The 14,848-nt window shown below is 67.1% G+C and carries 19 protein-coding genes; 11 read left to right on the plus strand and 8 right to left on the minus strand.

The window, feature by feature from the left end; all coding sequences use genetic code 11:
* Window positions 1–21: 21 nt before the first annotated feature.
* Window positions 22–255, minus strand: coding sequence for a hypothetical protein (locus HMPREF2886_RS11640; RefSeq protein WP_003111311.1), 234 nt, complete (start codon window positions 253–255; stop codon window positions 22–24).
* 185 nt (window positions 256–440) lie between these two features.
* Between HMPREF2886_RS11640 and HMPREF2886_RS11645 the strand changes: the two genes are divergently transcribed.
* On the plus strand, window positions 441–941 hold the full coding sequence (locus HMPREF2886_RS11645) for a hypothetical protein (protein WP_057388136.1): 501 nt from the start codon (window positions 441–443) through the stop codon (window positions 939–941).
* An 18-nt stretch (window positions 942–959) separates the two neighbouring features.
* Here HMPREF2886_RS11645 and HMPREF2886_RS11650 read toward each other — a convergent pair whose 3' ends face one another.
* The 3 genes from HMPREF2886_RS11650 to HMPREF2886_RS11660 form a co-directional block, all read right to left on the minus strand.
* Window positions 960–1,331 (minus strand): 5-carboxymethyl-2-hydroxymuconate Delta-isomerase, encoded by a 372-nt coding sequence (locus HMPREF2886_RS11650; protein ID WP_042170440.1) that lies wholly within the window; start codon window positions 1,329–1,331, stop codon window positions 960–962.
* Between the two features lie 82 nt (window positions 1,332–1,413).
* Window positions 1,414–2,004, minus strand: a complete 591-nt coding sequence (locus tag HMPREF2886_RS11655) for a GrpB family protein (RefSeq protein ID WP_033973849.1) — start codon at window positions 2,002–2,004, stop codon at window positions 1,414–1,416.
* Window positions 2,005–2,028: 24 nt separating this feature from the next.
* Complete coding sequence (locus HMPREF2886_RS11660; RefSeq protein ID WP_003119150.1) at window positions 2,029–2,364, minus strand: hypothetical protein; 336 nt, start codon at window positions 2,362–2,364, stop codon at window positions 2,029–2,031.
* A gap of 304 nt (window positions 2,365–2,668) precedes the next feature.
* Between HMPREF2886_RS11660 and HMPREF2886_RS11665 the strand changes: the two genes are divergently transcribed.
* Window positions 2,669–4,258 (plus strand): ABC-F family ATPase, encoded by a 1,590-nt coding sequence (locus tag HMPREF2886_RS11665; RefSeq protein WP_033978657.1) that lies wholly within the window; start codon window positions 2,669–2,671, stop codon window positions 4,256–4,258.
* Between the two features lie 120 nt (window positions 4,259–4,378).
* Here the strand turns inward: HMPREF2886_RS11665 and HMPREF2886_RS11670 are convergent, their stop codons facing one another.
* Both HMPREF2886_RS11670 and azoR2 read right to left on the minus strand, forming a co-directional pair.
* On the minus strand, window positions 4,379–4,645 hold the full coding sequence (locus tag HMPREF2886_RS11670) for a hypothetical protein (RefSeq protein WP_003088334.1): 267 nt from the start codon (window positions 4,643–4,645) through the stop codon (window positions 4,379–4,381).
* A gap of 106 nt (window positions 4,646–4,751) precedes the next feature.
* Window positions 4,752–5,360, minus strand: coding sequence for an FMN-dependent NADH-azoreductase AzoR2 (gene azoR2, locus HMPREF2886_RS11675; protein WP_003088332.1), 609 nt, complete (start codon window positions 5,358–5,360; stop codon window positions 4,752–4,754).
* Window positions 5,361–5,508: 148 nt separating this feature from the next.
* Here azoR2 and HMPREF2886_RS11680 point away from each other — a divergent pair, with 148 nt between their 5' ends.
* A complete protein-coding gene (locus HMPREF2886_RS11680) occupies window positions 5,509–6,444 on the plus strand; it encodes a LysR substrate-binding domain-containing protein (RefSeq protein ID WP_070747384.1) in 936 nt (311 codons plus the stop codon).
* Between the two features lie 10 nt (window positions 6,445–6,454).
* On the opposite strand, the gene HMPREF2886_RS11685 is transcribed toward HMPREF2886_RS11680, so the two are convergent.
* A complete protein-coding gene (locus tag HMPREF2886_RS11685) occupies window positions 6,455–7,177 on the minus strand; it encodes a DUF1294 domain-containing protein (RefSeq protein WP_070747386.1) in 723 nt (240 codons plus the stop codon).
* A gap of 72 nt (window positions 7,178–7,249) precedes the next feature.
* Entirely contained in the window at window positions 7,250–8,083 is an 834-nt protein-coding gene (locus HMPREF2886_RS11690; protein ID WP_024917331.1) for an undecaprenyl-diphosphate phosphatase, read from the minus strand.
* 281 nt (window positions 8,084–8,364) lie between these two features.
* Here HMPREF2886_RS11690 and pnuC point away from each other — a divergent pair, with 281 nt between their 5' ends.
* The 8 genes from pnuC (at window position 8,365) to HMPREF2886_RS11730 (ending at window position 14,766) form a co-directional block, all read left to right on the plus strand.
* Complete coding sequence (gene pnuC / locus HMPREF2886_RS11695; protein ID WP_003088324.1) at window positions 8,365–8,940, plus strand: nicotinamide riboside transporter PnuC; 576 nt, start codon at window positions 8,365–8,367, stop codon at window positions 8,938–8,940.
* Window positions 8,937–9,464: an AAA family ATPase gene (locus HMPREF2886_RS11700; RefSeq protein WP_033978660.1), complete on the plus strand. Its 528-nt coding sequence runs from the start codon at window positions 8,937–8,939 to the stop codon at window positions 9,462–9,464. Before pnuC ends, HMPREF2886_RS11700 begins: the two co-directional genes overlap by 4 nt.
* Before the next feature lie 302 nt (window positions 9,465–9,766).
* Window positions 9,767–10,258, plus strand: coding sequence for a hypothetical protein (locus HMPREF2886_RS11705; RefSeq protein WP_033978661.1), 492 nt, complete (start codon window positions 9,767–9,769; stop codon window positions 10,256–10,258).
* Window positions 10,255–10,824 carry a hypothetical protein gene (locus HMPREF2886_RS11710; RefSeq protein WP_033978662.1) on the plus strand — a complete coding sequence of 190 codons (570 nt, stop codon included), beginning with the start codon at window positions 10,255–10,257 and terminating at the stop codon, window positions 10,822–10,824. Before HMPREF2886_RS11705 ends, HMPREF2886_RS11710 begins: the two co-directional genes overlap by 4 nt.
* A gap of 56 nt (window positions 10,825–10,880) precedes the next feature.
* Window positions 10,881–11,933, plus strand: a complete 1,053-nt coding sequence (locus HMPREF2886_RS11715; RefSeq protein ID WP_033970229.1) for a hypothetical protein — start codon at window positions 10,881–10,883, stop codon at window positions 11,931–11,933.
* Between the two features lie 60 nt (window positions 11,934–11,993).
* Window positions 11,994–12,674 carry a C39 family peptidase gene (locus HMPREF2886_RS11720; RefSeq protein ID WP_003117395.1) on the plus strand — a complete coding sequence of 227 codons (681 nt, stop codon included), beginning with the start codon at window positions 11,994–11,996 and terminating at the stop codon, window positions 12,672–12,674.
* 31 nt (window positions 12,675–12,705) lie between these two features.
* Window positions 12,706–13,440 (plus strand): hypothetical protein, encoded by a 735-nt coding sequence (locus HMPREF2886_RS11725; protein WP_033978664.1) that lies wholly within the window; start codon window positions 12,706–12,708, stop codon window positions 13,438–13,440.
* Between the two features lie 60 nt (window positions 13,441–13,500).
* On the plus strand, window positions 13,501–14,766 hold the full coding sequence (locus HMPREF2886_RS11730; RefSeq protein ID WP_033970233.1) for a transporter: 1,266 nt from the start codon (window positions 13,501–13,503) through the stop codon (window positions 14,764–14,766).
* Window positions 14,767–14,848 lie beyond the last annotated feature (82 nt).

Here is a 14,848-nt window from a genome sequence, read left to right on the forward strand (position 1 = left end):
GCGCCGACAAATTCGCCAGCTTCAGTCGCCGCTCAAGCGCTGCAGTTCGCGACGCACCATGGCCGCGTATTCCGGCGGACGCAGGAGGTAGAGTTGGCCCGCGACCCAGTCCAGCCAGCGGCCGCCCTGTTCGGCGCGGGCGTCGAGCAGGCGCCGCGCCTCTTCCTCCGCCCGTTGCCGGTGCTGCCGATGGAATGCCTGGCGCTTCGACAGGCCGGAGGCATCTCCGGTTCGATCGTCGGGAGTGTCGGTCATGGCTCTCTTCGCAACCTGGTGCACAAGCCGGGCATTCTAACCGCGGAACGCCGTTGCCGTTAGCGGCAAGCGCTTGCCTCCGCCCTGCCCTGCGCCATGCGCCGAACCCTCTGGCGCGGGGCCCGGGCGACCTGGCACGGCCCTTGCGACGGAGCGGCGGTCATTCATTTCCATGGAAGCAGGTCATGAACAGCATCGGTCCCGCCAGCCTTTCCGGCTGGTCTGCGCGTTACCTGAACAACCAGCGGCAAACCGACACCGGGATCGGCAACGGCGATCTGCTGAAGCCGCGCCCCGCCCTTGGCACGCCATTGCGCAACGAGGCCGTCGATCCCGCCGCGGAGTCCGCCCGCCAGGCCATGGACGAGGGTTTTGCGAAGCTGAACCTGACACTGAAGCAGAACCAGGCGAATGCCCCTGCCGCCGCCAGCGAAGGCAAGTCGGCCTATGACGAGTTCAAGGAGTACATGCAGAAATCGCCTGCCGAGCGGATGCGCGAGCAGGTCCTAAAGAGCCTCGGCCTGACCGAGGAGGAACTGGACGCGATGCCGCCGGAGAAACGCGAACAGGTGGAGAAAGGCATCGGCGAACGCATGCGCGAGATGATCGCCATGCAGAACGGCCAGGCGCCGGGACGGCAAGAGGACCCGACGCAGGCCGGCGCGGCACTGAACGCCTGGATCTGAGCCAGGCGCGCCAGTTTCTCAGCGCTGCCGGGCGACGACGCGCTTGGCGTAGCTGGCGCGCTCCATCTCGCGCACTTCGACGCTGACCTGCACGCCCTCCTCGCCGCCCCCCGCCACCGCGCCGGCGAGCACCTCGCAGAGTGCCTCGCCCAGCGCCTGACGGGTCGTCGCGTCGCGTCCGTCGAGGATCGCCAGGCAGGCGTGCAGGTAGGCGCGCTCGACCGCCGCGGTTCCCTGCCGGTAGGCCTCCAGGGTGACGAAGCGCGACTTGATGTCCGCCTCGCCGAATTGTCCGGAAGCGAACAGCGCGGCATTGACCTGCTCCAGCAGTTCGCCGGGGGACGTTTCGAGGCGGAGGTTGGCAGTGGCTTCGATGACGAGATGCGGCATGCTGGCGGGCCTTGCGGTGAATGGGAAGCGCGATTCTAGCGGCTGGGCGAGCGATGCGACAGCCGGCCTGCGCCTGCGTGGCTCAGATCAACCCGGCGGCCGCGAAAGCCCGCGCGTAGATGGCGCGGATCAGCGGCTCCTTGCGCCGGTTGTAGTCCGCCACCCGCTGCTCGCCGTCGGCCGAAGCGCGCTTGGCGGCGGCATACGACTCGCGGTCCTCGGCATTTTCACGCAGCCAGTCGCGGAACAGCCGGTGACGAATGGTCTCGGGACAATCCGGACCGAACACGTGCAGGTTCACCCGTGGCGACTCCAGTTGCAGGCAGCGGTGCTGGTGCCAGCTCGGCTCGCGGATCCGCAGGCGGTAGCCGAGCTGCTCCAGGGCTGGCACATAGGTCTGCTCCTGGCGCGGGTCGGCTACCGTCAGGTCGATGTCGATCACCGGCTTGGCCGCCAGGCCCGGTACCGCCGTGGAGCCGACATGCGCGATCTCCAGGGCGAGCCCGCCGAGCGCATCTCCGATGCGCCGTGCCAGCTGTCGGTAGAGTTCCGGCCAGCGAGGGTCGTAGTCATGCACCTCGATGCGCTCGGGCGGCGGCGGCTGGCCGTCGACCCAGGGATTTTCCAGCGGGTCGCTGTCGTGATGACGGACGATATCGGCGGCACTGGGCATGGGCATTCCCTCCGGCGGGATCGTTCAGCGCGTCTCGCAGGCCTGCCGCTGGCCCTTGGCCGGCGTGTACAGGTAGCCGGGCGTGTCGCCCGCCTGGCGGTACAGGACCGAACCGTCGCTATAGGAAATCGCGCTCAGCGCCTGGCCATCGGCGAGGCTGCGGACATCGCCGCCCAGCGACTGCACGCTGCTGCCGTCGGGCAGCTTTAGACTGGCGAAACCGTCGATCACCTCGAGTTTGCCGAAGTCTCCGCAGTGCAACGCCAGCGGCCCGGAAGCAGCCTTTCCGTCCGATGATGAATCCCCGCAACCGCCCAGCAGCGACAGAACCAACAACGCGGGGAGAACAGCGGGCTTCATCGGGGAGTCCTTTGCGGATGAGCGGAAGACGGGACTCTACCACCTGCCGGGCAGCGGGAAAAACCGCTTCGGCGTACGCTGTCATGCAACGGCAGGCGCACCTGTGAGACAATTCGCCGAATGCCAGGCATCACACCCCGCCTTCATCGCGCTACAGCCACGTCATGACGCTGGCTGCGGCACTCCACGAATGCCCGCAGGATCGACCCATGCTCCAGATGGAGCGCAGCGGAAAGCCGAGAACCGGTAGCAGACCGGTATCGCCAGGGTCCAGGCGTGCGTAAGTCCTCTATAGGTAAAGAAGTTGATCTCCACCGCGAATATCACCATGCAGTTCGGCGCCAAGCCGCTGTTCGAGAACGTTTCCGTCAAGTTCGGCAACGGCAACCGCTACGGCCTGATCGGCGCCAACGGTTGCGGCAAGTCGACCTTCATGAAGATCCTCGGCAACGACCTGGAGCCGAGCGCCGGCCAGGTCATGCTGGAACCCAACGTGCGCCTGGGCAAGCTGCGCCAGGACCAGTTCGCCTACGAGGACTTCAGCGTCATCGATACGGTGATCATGGGCCACGAGGAACTCTGGGCGGTGAAGGCCGAACGCGACCGCATCTACTCGCTGCCGGAAATGAGCGAGGAAGATGGCATGGCGGTGGCCGAGCTGGAAGTCCAGTTCGCCGAGTTCGACGGCTACACCGCCGAGTCCCGCGCCGGCGAACTGCTGCTCGGCCTGGGCATCCCGCTGGAGCAGCACTTCGGCCCGATGAGCGCCGTCGCTCCCGGCTGGAAGCTGCGCGTGCTGCTGGCCCAGGCGCTGTTCTCGGACCCGGACGTACTGCTACTCGACGAACCGACCAACCACCTGGACATCAACACCATCCGCTGGCTGGAAGGCGTGCTCACCGCGCGCAACAGCACCATGATCATCATTTCCCACGATCGCCACTTCCTGAACAGCGTCTGCACCCACATGGCCGACCTGGACTACGGCGAGCTGCGCCTGTTCCCGGGCAACTACGACGAATACATGACCGCCGCCGAACAGGCCCGCGAGCGTCTGCTGTCGGACAACGCCAAGAAGAAGGCGCAGATCGCCGAGCTGCAATCCTTCGTCAGCCGCTTCTCGGCCAACGCCTCCAAGGCCAAGCAGGCCACCAGCCGCGCCCGGCAGATCGACAAGATCCAGCTGGAAGAGGTCAAGCCGTCCAGCCGGGTCAGCCCGTTCATCCGCTTCGAGCAATACAAGAAGCTGCACCGCCAGGCGGTGACCGTGGAAAACATCAGCAAGGGCTATGACGGCAAGCCACTGTTCAAGGGCCTGAGCCTGCAGGTCGAGGCCGGCGAGCGCGTCGCCATCATCGGCCCCAACGGCATCGGCAAGACCACCCTGTTGCGCTGCCTGGTCGGCGACCTGCCGGTGGACAGCGGCGAGGTGAAATGGACCGACAGCGCCGACGTCGGCTATTTCGCCCAGGACCATGCCGACGACTTCGCCGACGACATGAGCCTGTTCGACTGGATGGCCCAGTGGACCCAGGGCGGCGAACAACTGGTGCGCGGCACCCTCGGCCGCATGCTGTTCTCCAACGACGAGATCAAGAAGTCGGTGAAAGTGATCTCCGGCGGCGAGCAGGGCCGCATGCTGTTCGGCCGGCTGATCCTCAAGCGCCCCAACGTGCTGGTGATGGACGAGCCGACCAACCACCTGGACATGGAGTCCATCGAGGCGCTGAACCTGGCGCTGGACAACTATCCGGGCACGCTGATCTTCGTCAGCCACGACCGCGAATTCGTTTCCTCGCTGGCCACCCGCATCATCGAGCTGGGCGAGAACGGCGTGACCGACTTCAGCGGCAGCTACGACGACTACCTGCGCAGCCAGGGCGTGATCGTCTGAGTCCCCGTCCCGCAACGCAAAAGCCCCGCATCCGCGGGGCTTTTTCATTCCTCCCGCCGCATCCGGGCCGCAGGGCGGATAGCGCGCCCCGGCATGCCCGCAGCTCTTCGGGGGCGCGATTCAGTCGACGTAGCCGGCCATCATCGCCGCGCGGGTCGCCAGGCGCTGGCCCTCGGCGATCTTCTCGCGCTGTTCGGCGGTCAGCTCGCGGGGCGGGTGGTCCTTGATGTAGGCAGCCACGTTCACCCCGATGTAGACGATCAGGGCCGCGGCGATCAGGACGTTCTTCGGATTGATGTCCGAGCGCCGCTTGCAGGCTTCGCAGATGCCGTTCTCGACGAGACGGGTCGCTCGGGCGCCGCAGTTGCGGCAGTAACACGCGCTCACAGGCCGGTTCCTTGTGCTTGTAATTGTCCGGCCAATCTACACGCAGCGCGCCGCCGCGCACAACGCGAAAACCCCGCCGAAGCGGGGTTTTCCGATGACGCAGGGATCAGGCCGCGGCGAACTGCCCGGCGATCTGCCGGCGGGCGGCGGCGATGGCCTGGGCGCGAGGCTCCTCGCCATAGGCCAGGCCTTCGGCGCGAACCACTTCGATATCGGTGATGCCGAAGAAGCCCAGCACGGTGCGCAGGTAGCCTTCGTGGGCCGCGCCGGTCGGCTGGCCGGCATGCACGCCACCGGCGGTGGAGACGATCACCACCTTCTTGTCGCCGGCCAGGCCAACCGGGCCGTTCTCGGTGTAGCGGAAGGTCTTGCCGGCGACCGCGATGCGGTCGATCCAGGCCTTGAGCTGGCTGGAGATGGTGAAGTTGTACATCGGCGCGCCGATTACCACGACATCGGCGGCGAGGAACTCTTCCAGCACTTCTTCACCCACCGCGACTTCATGCTTCAGCGCGGCGTCGCGCAGCTCCGCCGGGGTGCTGCCGGCGGCCAGGGTCAGGGCGGAGAAATGCGCCACCGCGTCGGCGGCCAGGTCGCGGTAGGTGACGTCAAGCCCGTCTTCGTTCTGCCGCCAGGCCTGGACCAGCTCGGCGCTCAGTTGTCGGGAAGCGGAGGCGTCGCCGAGGATGCTGGAATCGATATGCAAAAGTTTCATGTCTCGCTCCTGAAAGTGGGGGGATCGCGGTGTGGCGATCGAGTGGTTTGCATCCTACCGGCAAGACCAATCGACGATTAGTCGGTAGAAACATGACTATTCGTCCCACACATAGGACAATCTGTTTTTCCCCCAGCGGAGCGCATGCATGCCCCACGACCTCAACGATCTCTACTACTTCGCCAAGGTGGTGGAATGCGGCGGCTTCGCTGCGGCCGGACGCGAGACGGGAATTCCCAAGTCGCGCCTGTCGCGGCGCATCGCCGAACTGGAGGAGCGCCTACAGGTGCGCCTGCTGCACCGCACGACGCGCAAGCTGGCGCTCACGGAGGTCGGCGAACGCTACCTGCAGCACTGTCGCAACCTGCTGCTGGAAGCGGAGATGGCCGACCAGGTGATCGCCGAGCTGAGCGTCGAGCCGCGTGGCCGGCTGCGCCTTTCCGCACCGGTGGCCATGGCTTCGAGCAACCTGGCCGACCTGTTGCCGCGGTTTCTCGAACGGCACCCGCAGGTCCAGCTGGAAATCCTCCTGACCAACCGCCGGGTCGACCTGCTCAACGAGGGGGTGGACGTGGCACTGCGCGTGCGCGAACTCGGCGACGAGGACCCTGCGCTGGTCTGCCGGCGCCTGGCTCCGGCCACCACGCAGATCCTCGCCGCCCCGTCGCTGATCGCCGGGCGTCGCCTGGAACATCCGGAAGACCTCGAGGACCTGCCCTTCCTCGGCGCCATCCACAACGACCGCAAGGTCCACGCGACCCTGATCGGGCCGGATGGCAGCCGCTACCAGTTGGAACGCGAACCGCGCCTGGGCGTCGACGACTTCGTCCTGCGCAAGAAAGCCGCCGTGGCCGGCCTCGGCGTCACCCTGCTGCCCGAAGGCTACTGCGACAGGGAACTGGCCGATGGCAGCCTGGTGCGCATCCTGCCGCAGTGGACCTTGCCGAAAAGCACCATGCAGGCCGCCTACCTGCCGCGCAGCAGCCAGATTCCGGCGATCCGTGCCTTGATCGACTTCCTCGTGGAAGCCCTGCAACGCCCCTCGGGCGAGACCGGCCCGGCCTACCGCCGCGCCGGCGAGTGAGCCGCGCCGTTCAGCCGATCCGTTGCAGCAGCGCGGCGGACAGGCGCCCGCCGAGCAGGCTGTCGAGCCAGAACGACTGGTGCAGCAGGACGATGCCCCAGAACACCAGTTGGAACGAGAGCTTGCGGGTCTTGTGGCGGAATACCTGCTGCGCGACCAGCGCTCCAGGCCAGCCGCCGAGCAGCTCGAACAGGTGCAGGCGGACCTCCGGGGTACGCCAGTCGCCGCGTGCGGCGCTGCGCTTGTCCCGCCAGTAGAGGGCGAATGCGAGCAGGCTGGCCAGCGGATAGGCCAGCAGCGGCCAGAGCGCCTGTCCGTCCAGGTACATCCGCCATGCGCCGGCGGCCGGCAGCACGCAGAGGATCAGCAGGACCAGCAGCTTCGCCGACGGGCGCTGCAACGCGCTCGGCGGAGTCGGCGCCGGCCGCGCCTGGGCCCGCGTCACCGGCGCCTGGGCGCCACGGCGGACGGATGGCGGATCGATGGTCAGCGCGTCCAGCCGCGCCCTCTCGGCGCGCAGGCGGCCCTGGGCGTCCTGGCTGGCGAGAAACCACACCTGGTCGCCCTGGCGGGGACGGCGGTCGCCGCGGAACGCGGAGATATGCAGGAAGACTTCTTCCCCGCCGGTCTTCGGCAGGATGAAGCCGAAGCCCTTGTCGTCGTACCAGCGGCTGATCATGCCCGGTTTTTCCATATCCACATCCACTCGCTCGCTACCCGTTTCGCGCTGCATTCTAGCCACCCGCGGCGGCCAGGCGAAAAAAAGGCGCGGCTCGCGCCGCGCCTCTTGCCTGCTCCCCGGGCCTCACACCTCGCCGGCGGTGCTCCAGTCGATCAGGTGGAACTGCCAGGTCGCCAGGATCAGCAGGCCGAAGGCGATCCGATACCAGGCGAAAGCCGCGTAGCTGTGGTTGCCGATGAACTTCAGCAAGGCGCGCACCGCCACCATGGCGAAGACGAACGAAGTGACGAAGCCGACGGCGAACACCGGCAGGTCCTCGGGGCGGAACAGGTCGCGGTACTCGTATCCGGAATAGACCGCCGCGCCGACCATGGTCGGCATCGCCAGGAAGAACGAGAACTCGGTGGCCGCCTTGCGCGAAAGGCCGAACAGCAGGCCACCGATGATGGTCGCGCCGGACCGCGAGGTGCCGGGGATCATCGCCAGGCACTGGGCACAGCCGATCTTCAGGGCGTCCTTCCAGGTCATGTCGTCGACGTGTTCGGCGCGGATCACATGCTTCCGGCGCTCGGCCCAGAGCATGACCACCCCGCCCACCACCAGCGCCAGGGCGACGGTGATCGGGTTGAACAGCCACTCGTGGATCAGGTCGGCGAACAGGACGCCGAGGACCACCGCCGGGAAGAACGCGATCAGCAGGTTGGCGGTGAAACGCTGGGCCTGGCGCTGGCTCGGCAGGTCACGGACGACTTGAAAGATCTTTCCCCGAAATTCCCAGACGACAGCGAGGATCGCCGCCAACTGGATGATGATGTTGAACGCCTTGGCGCGTTCGCCGCCGAAGCCGATGAGGTCGGCGACGATGATCTGGTGCCCGGTGCTGGAAATCGGCAGGAACTCGGTCAGCCCCTCCACGACGCCCAGGATGAACGCCTGGAAAGCAGTCCACCACTCCATGTTTCTCCCCCTTCTACTACTGTCCCGAACGAGCTTTCGTTGTTCTCGGCGATACACTCGCCGTCTTTTTTGAAGGCCTTACGACTCCGAAGAACCCGACCAGTTCCCCACTGCCGAAGTCGAAACCGGCGGGCATGCTACCAGAGCGGCCGGCAAAGAATCTTGGAATTCTTGCCGGCCGGCGTCCGAACGAATCCGTCCGCGCCCCCCCTTTTTCCCAGGCCTTCGCGAAGCGCCGGATACATTCGCTACAATGCGTCCTCGTCGCATGAGGGCCTTCCGTGTCACCCCTTGAACTCTTCGCCGCTTCGCTCGGCGCCATCGCCGTCTACCTGACCGTCCGCCAGAACCCCTGGTGCTGGCCTATCGGCCTGGTGATGGTGGCGCTCTATGCCTGGATATTCTTCGAGGTGAAGCTTTATTCGGACATGCTCCTGCAAATGGTCTACGCGGCGCTGCAGCTCTATGGCTGGTGGCAGTGGACCCGCGGCGGGCAGGACCACGACGGCCGCTCGGTGAGCCGCCTGAACGCCGCGCAGCGCCTCTACGGGCTCGGTGCGGGCCTGGTCGGCAGCGTCGCGCTCGGTTACCTGATGGCCAACCACACCGATGCCGCCAGTCCCTGGTGGGACGCCGGGCTGACCGCCTTCAGCCTGGTGGCGCAATGCTGGATGGCGCAGAAGCGCCTGGAATGCTGGGCCCTGTGGATCGCCGTGGACGTGCTGTTCGTGGCGCTCTTCGCCAGCAAGGCGCTGTACCTGACCGCCGCCCTCTACGCCCTCTTCACCCTGCTGGCGATCCACGGCTGGCGGACCTGGCGCCGCGACCCGGCATTGCGCGAGGGCGTCGCCGCATGAAGGTGCTGGTACTCACCGGGCCCGAATCCAGCGGCAAGAGCTGGCTTGCCGAGCAGCTCCAGGCCCGCTTCGGCGGCCGGGTGGTCGGCGAGTACGTCCGCCACTTCATCGACGAACAGCGCCGCGACACCTGCTACGCCGACATCCCCGCCATCGCCCGCGGGCAACTGGCCCGGGAGGACGCCGCTCGCGCGGAACGGCCGGCGCTGCTGATCCTCGATACCCACCTGCTGAGCAACATCCTCTGGAGCCGGATTCTCTTCGGCGCCTGCCCGGACTGGCTCGAACCCGCCCTGCTGCGGCGGCGCTACGACCTGCACCTGCTGCTCTCTCCGGAGGGCGTAGCCTGGAGCGCCGACGGCCAGCGCTGCCAGCCGGAACTGGCGCAGCGCCAGGCATTCCATCGCGAATGCCATGCCTGGCTGGAGCGACATCGACAGCCCTACCGCGCCATCGCCGGCGACTGGGCCGAGCGCCGGCGCCAGGCTTTCGTCGCGGTGGAAGGACTGCTCCGGGACGACTGAAGGGTCGGCCCTGTCACGCCGGCGATACACCGCCAGCGCAGTCCGGGCCTTGGCGCAGAGCGTTTCGCGACGGCACCGCGGAAAGCTGTCTCGGCGCTGAAACAGCTCCGGGCGCTTCCCCGGCAGGCTTGCCCCCATGGTCGGCGGGCCTGCTGTTGCACGGATGCAACACTGTCCGCCAGACTCCTCCGGCGCTCACCCCCAAGCCCTTGATTGACAAGGAAAACGCAAAACCGGCACGCCCCATGCTCGCTCCCTGCCAACGCTGATTAGGGCTCAGCGCCAACGAAGGAAGCGCCATCATGTCGGGGAGTTCGCTACGCATCGTCGTTCCAGCGCTGCTGGTCATCGTCGGCTCCGTGCCGGTGAACCTCCCGCCCGCGCATGCGGCGGACGGCACGATCGTCGTCCAGCGCCAGGTCCAGCCACGGGTCGCCTACCGTCCGAGCATGGTGCCCGACCCACATCCCACCGTCGTCGACACCAACGTCTCCGCCGAGGTCAACGCCCTCGCCAACGGGGCGGCCAGCGGCAATACCGTGAGCCGCGAACTGGGCGATGCCGACTTCGCCAGCGTGACCAGCGGTTCCGGGATTCGCAGCATGATTCTCCCCGGCGGCGCCCTGCCGGGTTTCGCCAGGCAGCCGGCGAGCCCGGCGGCGGTCCAGGCCGTCGGCAACCTCGGCGCGACCCATCGCGCGGGAGGCGGCGCCGGCGCAGGCCTCGCCGGGCAAATCAACGGCAGCCTCAAGCAGGGCCTGGCGCCATTGCAGATGCTCGGGGGTGGTCAATGAAGCGCCTGTCCGCCCTCCTCCTCGCCTTCGCCTGTATCGCGTCGCTCCAGGCCGACCCATTGGCCTCACGCAATCGCGCCAGCATCGATGCCAGCGGCACCTACCGCGGCAACTTCGCCCTCAACCAGGCCGCCGGCGACGCCCAGCAACAGAGCAACGTTCGTGTCGTCGCGGTCGGCTCCGCGGCCCTCGCCGGCAGCGACCAGCGGCAGCATCTGCAATTCGACGCCAGCCCGCCGATCGCGGCCAGCGCCAGCATCTCGGGGACGGCGCTGCGCGGCAGCGGCATCCTCGGCGTCAACCAGGGCGCCGGCCTCGGCAACCAACAGATCAACGCCTTCCGGCTGAGCCTCGGCAACGGCCCGGAAAGCCTGGATGACAGCGTTCTCGCGCAGAGCGTGGCGCTGAGCAAAGTCTCCGGTTCGACCACTCCGGTCCCGGGAGGACGCAGCGTCTCGACGGACGATCGCGCCTTCGCCGGGAGCAGCGGCGTGGTGCAGGTGAACCAGAGCGCTGGGGTGGGCAATCAGTCGATGAACACCCTCAGCGTCAGGGTCATGGAATGACTCTGCCAAGCCAACACAAGCCCAACACTAAGCACAGAAATGCAAGGAGAAACGCCATGAAAGCGACTATGGTCCTGACCCCGCTGGCCCTGGCAATGGCTGCAGTGCTGTCGGTATCGGCCTACGCCGGAAACGAAGGTGGCCACGGCGGCTGGCATCCGCCGAAACCCCCGCATCACAACCCGAAACCGGACATCCCGGCGAGCAAGAAAGGCGGCGCCTCCGCCGTAGTGATGGACGCCCAGCTGAACTACAACAACAAGGTCAGCAACTTCGGCACGGTGAACAATGCCTCGGTGAGCGGCTCGATCAAGGATGCCTCGGGCAACGTCGGGGTCAACGTCGCCGCCGGCGACAACAACCAGCAGGCCAACGCCGCCGCGCTGGCCAGCGCCGACGCCAGCTTCGTGTTCGGCACCGCGACCGCCAGCACCAGCGTGCTGCAGAGCGGCTACGGCAATACGCTGAACAACTACTCCAACCCCAACACCGCATCGCTGAGCAACTCGGCCAACAACGTCTCGGGCAACCTGGGCGTGAACGTCGCCGCCGGCAACTTCAACCAGCAGAAGAACGACCTGGCCGCCGCCGTCTCCAACGGCCAGTACAGCACTGCCGGTAGCGCCGCGTCGCAGACCTCCACCGGCAACGCCACCGTCAACAGCGCCAACTACGCCTATGGCGGCACCTACGTGTCGCTGAAGCTGAACGCCGACGGCAGCTACAAGGGCACCTCCGACCAGATCGGCGACGTCTACCTCGACACCTGGGAAGGCCAGACCCATCCGGGCGGCAGCAATACCGGCCACATCGACGTGGACAGCCAGGCCCAGGGCGCCAAGGACCTGAACCACGACGGCGGCGCGTTCGCCTTCAAGGAAAAGGGCGACGTCGACCTGAAAGGCACGGTGTCCGGCTTCATCCCGGCGATCGTCGGCTTCAAGACCCCGGTCACCAACAACGCCAGCCTGAGCAACTCGTTGCAGAACGTCTCGGGCAACGTCGGGGTGAACATAGCCGCCGGTGGCGGCAACCAGCAGAGCAACTCCCTGTCCATCGCCGCCGGTTGCAGCAGTTGCCCGGCCGGTGGCGAGAGCCTTGGCTTCTGATCCTGGCCCAGGGGTTCCGGCGCCAGCCGGAACCCTTTCCATCCGACACAGGAACCGGCCATGCGCACGCTCATCCTTTCCCTGCTGCTGCTCGTCGACCTCACCGCCCAGGCGGCGACCCTGGGCTTTCCCGCCCTGCCCGGCGGCGGCCTGGTCTACAAGCAGGTGCAGAGCATCCGCGAGCGGCGCTTCGCCGACCTGGTCGAGCAGAAGACCGATTTCAGCTGCGGCGCCGCGGCCCTCGCGACCATCCTGGAGAAGGCCTACGGCGCCCCGCTCGACGAGCAGGCGGTGATCCAGGGCATGCTCGCCCACGCCGACCCGGAGATCGTCCGCACCCAGGGCTTCTCCATGCTCGACATGAAGCGCTACGTCGAATCCATGGGCATGCGCGCGCGCGGCTACCGGATCGAGGCGGCGCAACTGGAACAGCTGAAGATTCCCGCCATCGTGCTGATGGAAATCCGCGGCTACAAGCACTTCGTCGTCCTGCAACGCACCCAGGGCGAGTACGTGTACGTGGGTGACCCGGCGCTGGGACACAAACGCTACGCGCTGACAGAGTTCGCCAAGGGCTGGAACGGCATCGTCTTCGCCGTGATCGGCCAGGGATACGACCGCGGCAATCCGCTGCTGACGCCGCCCGAGCCGCTGACCGCGCGCAATCGCCTGGACCGCTTCAAACCGGTCAGGGACGCCGAACTGATGGAATTCGGCTTCATCCAGAGCGATTTCTTCTGATCGCAGGAGCTGGACGCTTCGGGAGTACGCCATGCACACGCACCACTGGTTCCTCCTCGCCTGCTGCCTGGGCGCCGCGCTGCCCGCCCCCGCCAGCGACCTCTTCGCCCCCGCCGAACTGAGCGACCAGGAGCTTTCCCAGCTGCGCGGGCGCTATGTGCTGCCGGGGCGGATCGTCAGCTTCGGGGTGACCATGAGCAGCACCTGGCAGAACGCCAGCGGCCAGGTCCTCGGCGCGCGCGTCGACCTGCAGGTCCGGCAGAACCTGGCGCGCCCGGTCCTCAACGTCACCCTGGTCGATCGGCCAGGCGACGCACCGCCGCCCGCCGCCGGCACCGGCCAGGTCCTCGGCGGCGCCGGGCTGGCGCAGACCCAGGGGGTCAGCCAGAGCATCCGCACCGCCGGCGACCACAACAGCGCCAGCAATGGCGTCAGCATCGAGGTCCGCCACGGCGAGGCGCCGCCGCCATTGCCGGGCGGCACGCCGCTGGAGGGCGCGCTCGCCCTCAGCGGCGAAGCCGGCACGGTCAAGGTCACGCCGAACGGCGGCGCCCTGCAACTGGCGATCCAGGCCAGCGGCCAGGGCGCCAGCCTGCAAAGCCTCGGCGCCGGCGGCCTGGTGCAGAGCGTGGCGCTCAGCGGAAATCGCAACCTGGTGCAGAACCTGGCGGCGCTCGAGGTGATGCTCAAGGACCGGCCGGGCGCCGATCCGGCGCTGAATTGCGCCTGGGAGCAATTGCGCGCGCTGCGCCCCAGCGGCTACTGAAAGTTGATCTAGTCTGAAATCACTGTGCTATCGGAAGGCCATAAAAACGGAACGGCAAACATGACCCAGACACTCTCGCTGCAAGCTGTCCTCTGCGCCACCACCCTGGTTTCCCCGTTCCTGGCGCAGGCCGCGACGGAGTCCGAGGTCGAGGCGCTGAAGAAGGAACTCCTGGAGCTGCGCCAACGCTACGAGGCCCAGCAGAACGCCCTGATGGTCCTCGAACAGCGCGTGCGCCAGGTCGAGGCGCAACCGCAGGCGCCGCAGCCGCAACGCCTGGTCAAGTCGATCCAGCCGCCGGCGCAGGCGCGCAACGACGCCAACGCGGTCGCCGGCACCTACGGTGCCAGCCTCAAGGACGACGGCGCGCCCGCGCCCAGCGTGGAAAACATCTACCAGGACGCCAGCGGCTTCTTCGGCGGCGGCACCTTCAGCCTGGAGACCGGCCTCACCTACAGCCACTACGACACCCGCCAGTTGTTCCTCAACGGCTTCCTGGCGCTGGACTCGATCTTCCTCGGCAACATCGGCGTGGACCAGATCGACGCCGACATCTGGACCCTCGACCTGACCGGCCGCTACAACTGGAACCAGCGCTGGCAGGTGGATATCAACGCCCCGGTGGTCTATCGCGAATCGACCTACCAGTCCGCCGGCGCCGGCGGCTCGACCTCGCAGATCACCGAGAAATCGGTGACCGGCGATCCGCGCCTGGGCGACGTCAGTTTCGGCGTCGCCTACAAGTTCCTCGACGAAAGCGAGAGCACCCCGGACGCGGTGGTCAGCCTGCGGGTCAAGGCGCCCACCGGCAAGGATCCCTACGGCATCAAGCTGAGGCAGGTACCGGGCAACAACAACCTCAACGTGCCCGACGACCTGCCCACCGGCAACGGCGTCTGGTCGATCACCCCGGGCATCTCGCTGGTGAAGACGGTGGACCCGGCGGTGCTGTTCGGCAGCCTGTCGTATACCTACAACTTCGAAGAGTCGTTCGACGACATCAACCCGCAGCAAGGCGTGAAGACCGGCGGCAAGGTCAAGCTCGGCAACTGGTTCCAGCTCGGCGTCGGCGTGGCCTTCGCGCTGAACGAGAAGATGAGCATGTCGTTCTCCTTCTCCGAGCTGATCAGCCAGAAGAGCAAGGTCAAGCAGGACGGCCAGAGCTGGCAGACCGTCAGCGGCAGCGACGCCAACGCCGGCTACTTCGGCCTGGGCATGACCTATGCGGTGAGCAACAGGTTCAGCATCGTGCCCAGCCTGTCCATCGGCATCACTCCGGACGCGCCCGACTTCACCTTCGGCGTGAAATTCCCCTACTACTTCTGAGGGGGCATGCCGCCGTTCGAGCCTGGGCATGCCCTACCCCTCAAAGGGATGCGCGAGCCTGGGAGCGATCCTCGCGTAGCTG

Source organism: Pseudomonas sp. HMSC066A08 (assembly GCF_001813025.1).
Taxonomy (GTDB): domain Bacteria; phylum Pseudomonadota; class Gammaproteobacteria; order Pseudomonadales; family Pseudomonadaceae; genus Pseudomonas; species Pseudomonas aeruginosa.

Coding starts and splice junctions, on each gene's coding strand:
- HMPREF2886_RS11710 (WP_033978662.1), top strand. CDS start 10,255: ATGAAGCGCCTGTCCGCCCTCCTCCTCGCCTTCGCCTGTATCGCGTCG.
- HMPREF2886_RS11640 (WP_003111311.1), bottom strand. CDS start 255: ATGACCGACACTCCCGACGATCGAACCGGAGATGCCTCCGGCCTGTCG.
- HMPREF2886_RS11725 (WP_033978664.1), top strand. CDS start 12,706: ATGCACACGCACCACTGGTTCCTCCTCGCCTGCTGCCTGGGCGCCGCG.
- HMPREF2886_RS11650 (WP_042170440.1), bottom strand. CDS start 1,331: ATGCCGCATCTCGTCATCGAAGCCACTGCCAACCTCCGCCTCGAAACG.
- azoR2 (WP_003088332.1), bottom strand. CDS start 5,360: ATGAAACTTTTGCATATCGATTCCAGCATCCTCGGCGACGCCTCCGCT.
- HMPREF2886_RS11680 (WP_070747384.1), top strand. CDS start 5,509: ATGCCCCACGACCTCAACGATCTCTACTACTTCGCCAAGGTGGTGGAA.
- HMPREF2886_RS11645 (WP_057388136.1), top strand. CDS start 441: ATGAACAGCATCGGTCCCGCCAGCCTTTCCGGCTGGTCTGCGCGTTAC.
- HMPREF2886_RS11715 (WP_033970229.1), top strand. CDS start 10,881: ATGAAAGCGACTATGGTCCTGACCCCGCTGGCCCTGGCAATGGCTGCA.
- HMPREF2886_RS11720 (WP_003117395.1), top strand. CDS start 11,994: ATGCGCACGCTCATCCTTTCCCTGCTGCTGCTCGTCGACCTCACCGCC.
- HMPREF2886_RS11700 (WP_033978660.1), top strand. CDS start 8,937: ATGAAGGTGCTGGTACTCACCGGGCCCGAATCCAGCGGCAAGAGCTGG.
- HMPREF2886_RS11690 (WP_024917331.1), bottom strand. CDS start 8,083: ATGGAGTGGTGGACTGCTTTCCAGGCGTTCATCCTGGGCGTCGTGGAG.
- HMPREF2886_RS11660 (WP_003119150.1), bottom strand. CDS start 2,364: ATGAAGCCCGCTGTTCTCCCCGCGTTGTTGGTTCTGTCGCTGCTGGGC.
- HMPREF2886_RS11685 (WP_070747386.1), bottom strand. CDS start 7,177: ATGCAGCGCGAAACGGGTAGCGAGCGAGTGGATGTGGATATGGAAAAA.
- HMPREF2886_RS11655 (WP_033973849.1), bottom strand. CDS start 2,004: ATGCCCAGTGCCGCCGATATCGTCCGTCATCACGACAGCGACCCGCTG.
- HMPREF2886_RS11705 (WP_033978661.1), top strand. CDS start 9,767: ATGTCGGGGAGTTCGCTACGCATCGTCGTTCCAGCGCTGCTGGTCATC.
- HMPREF2886_RS11730 (WP_033970233.1), top strand. CDS start 13,501: ATGACCCAGACACTCTCGCTGCAAGCTGTCCTCTGCGCCACCACCCTG.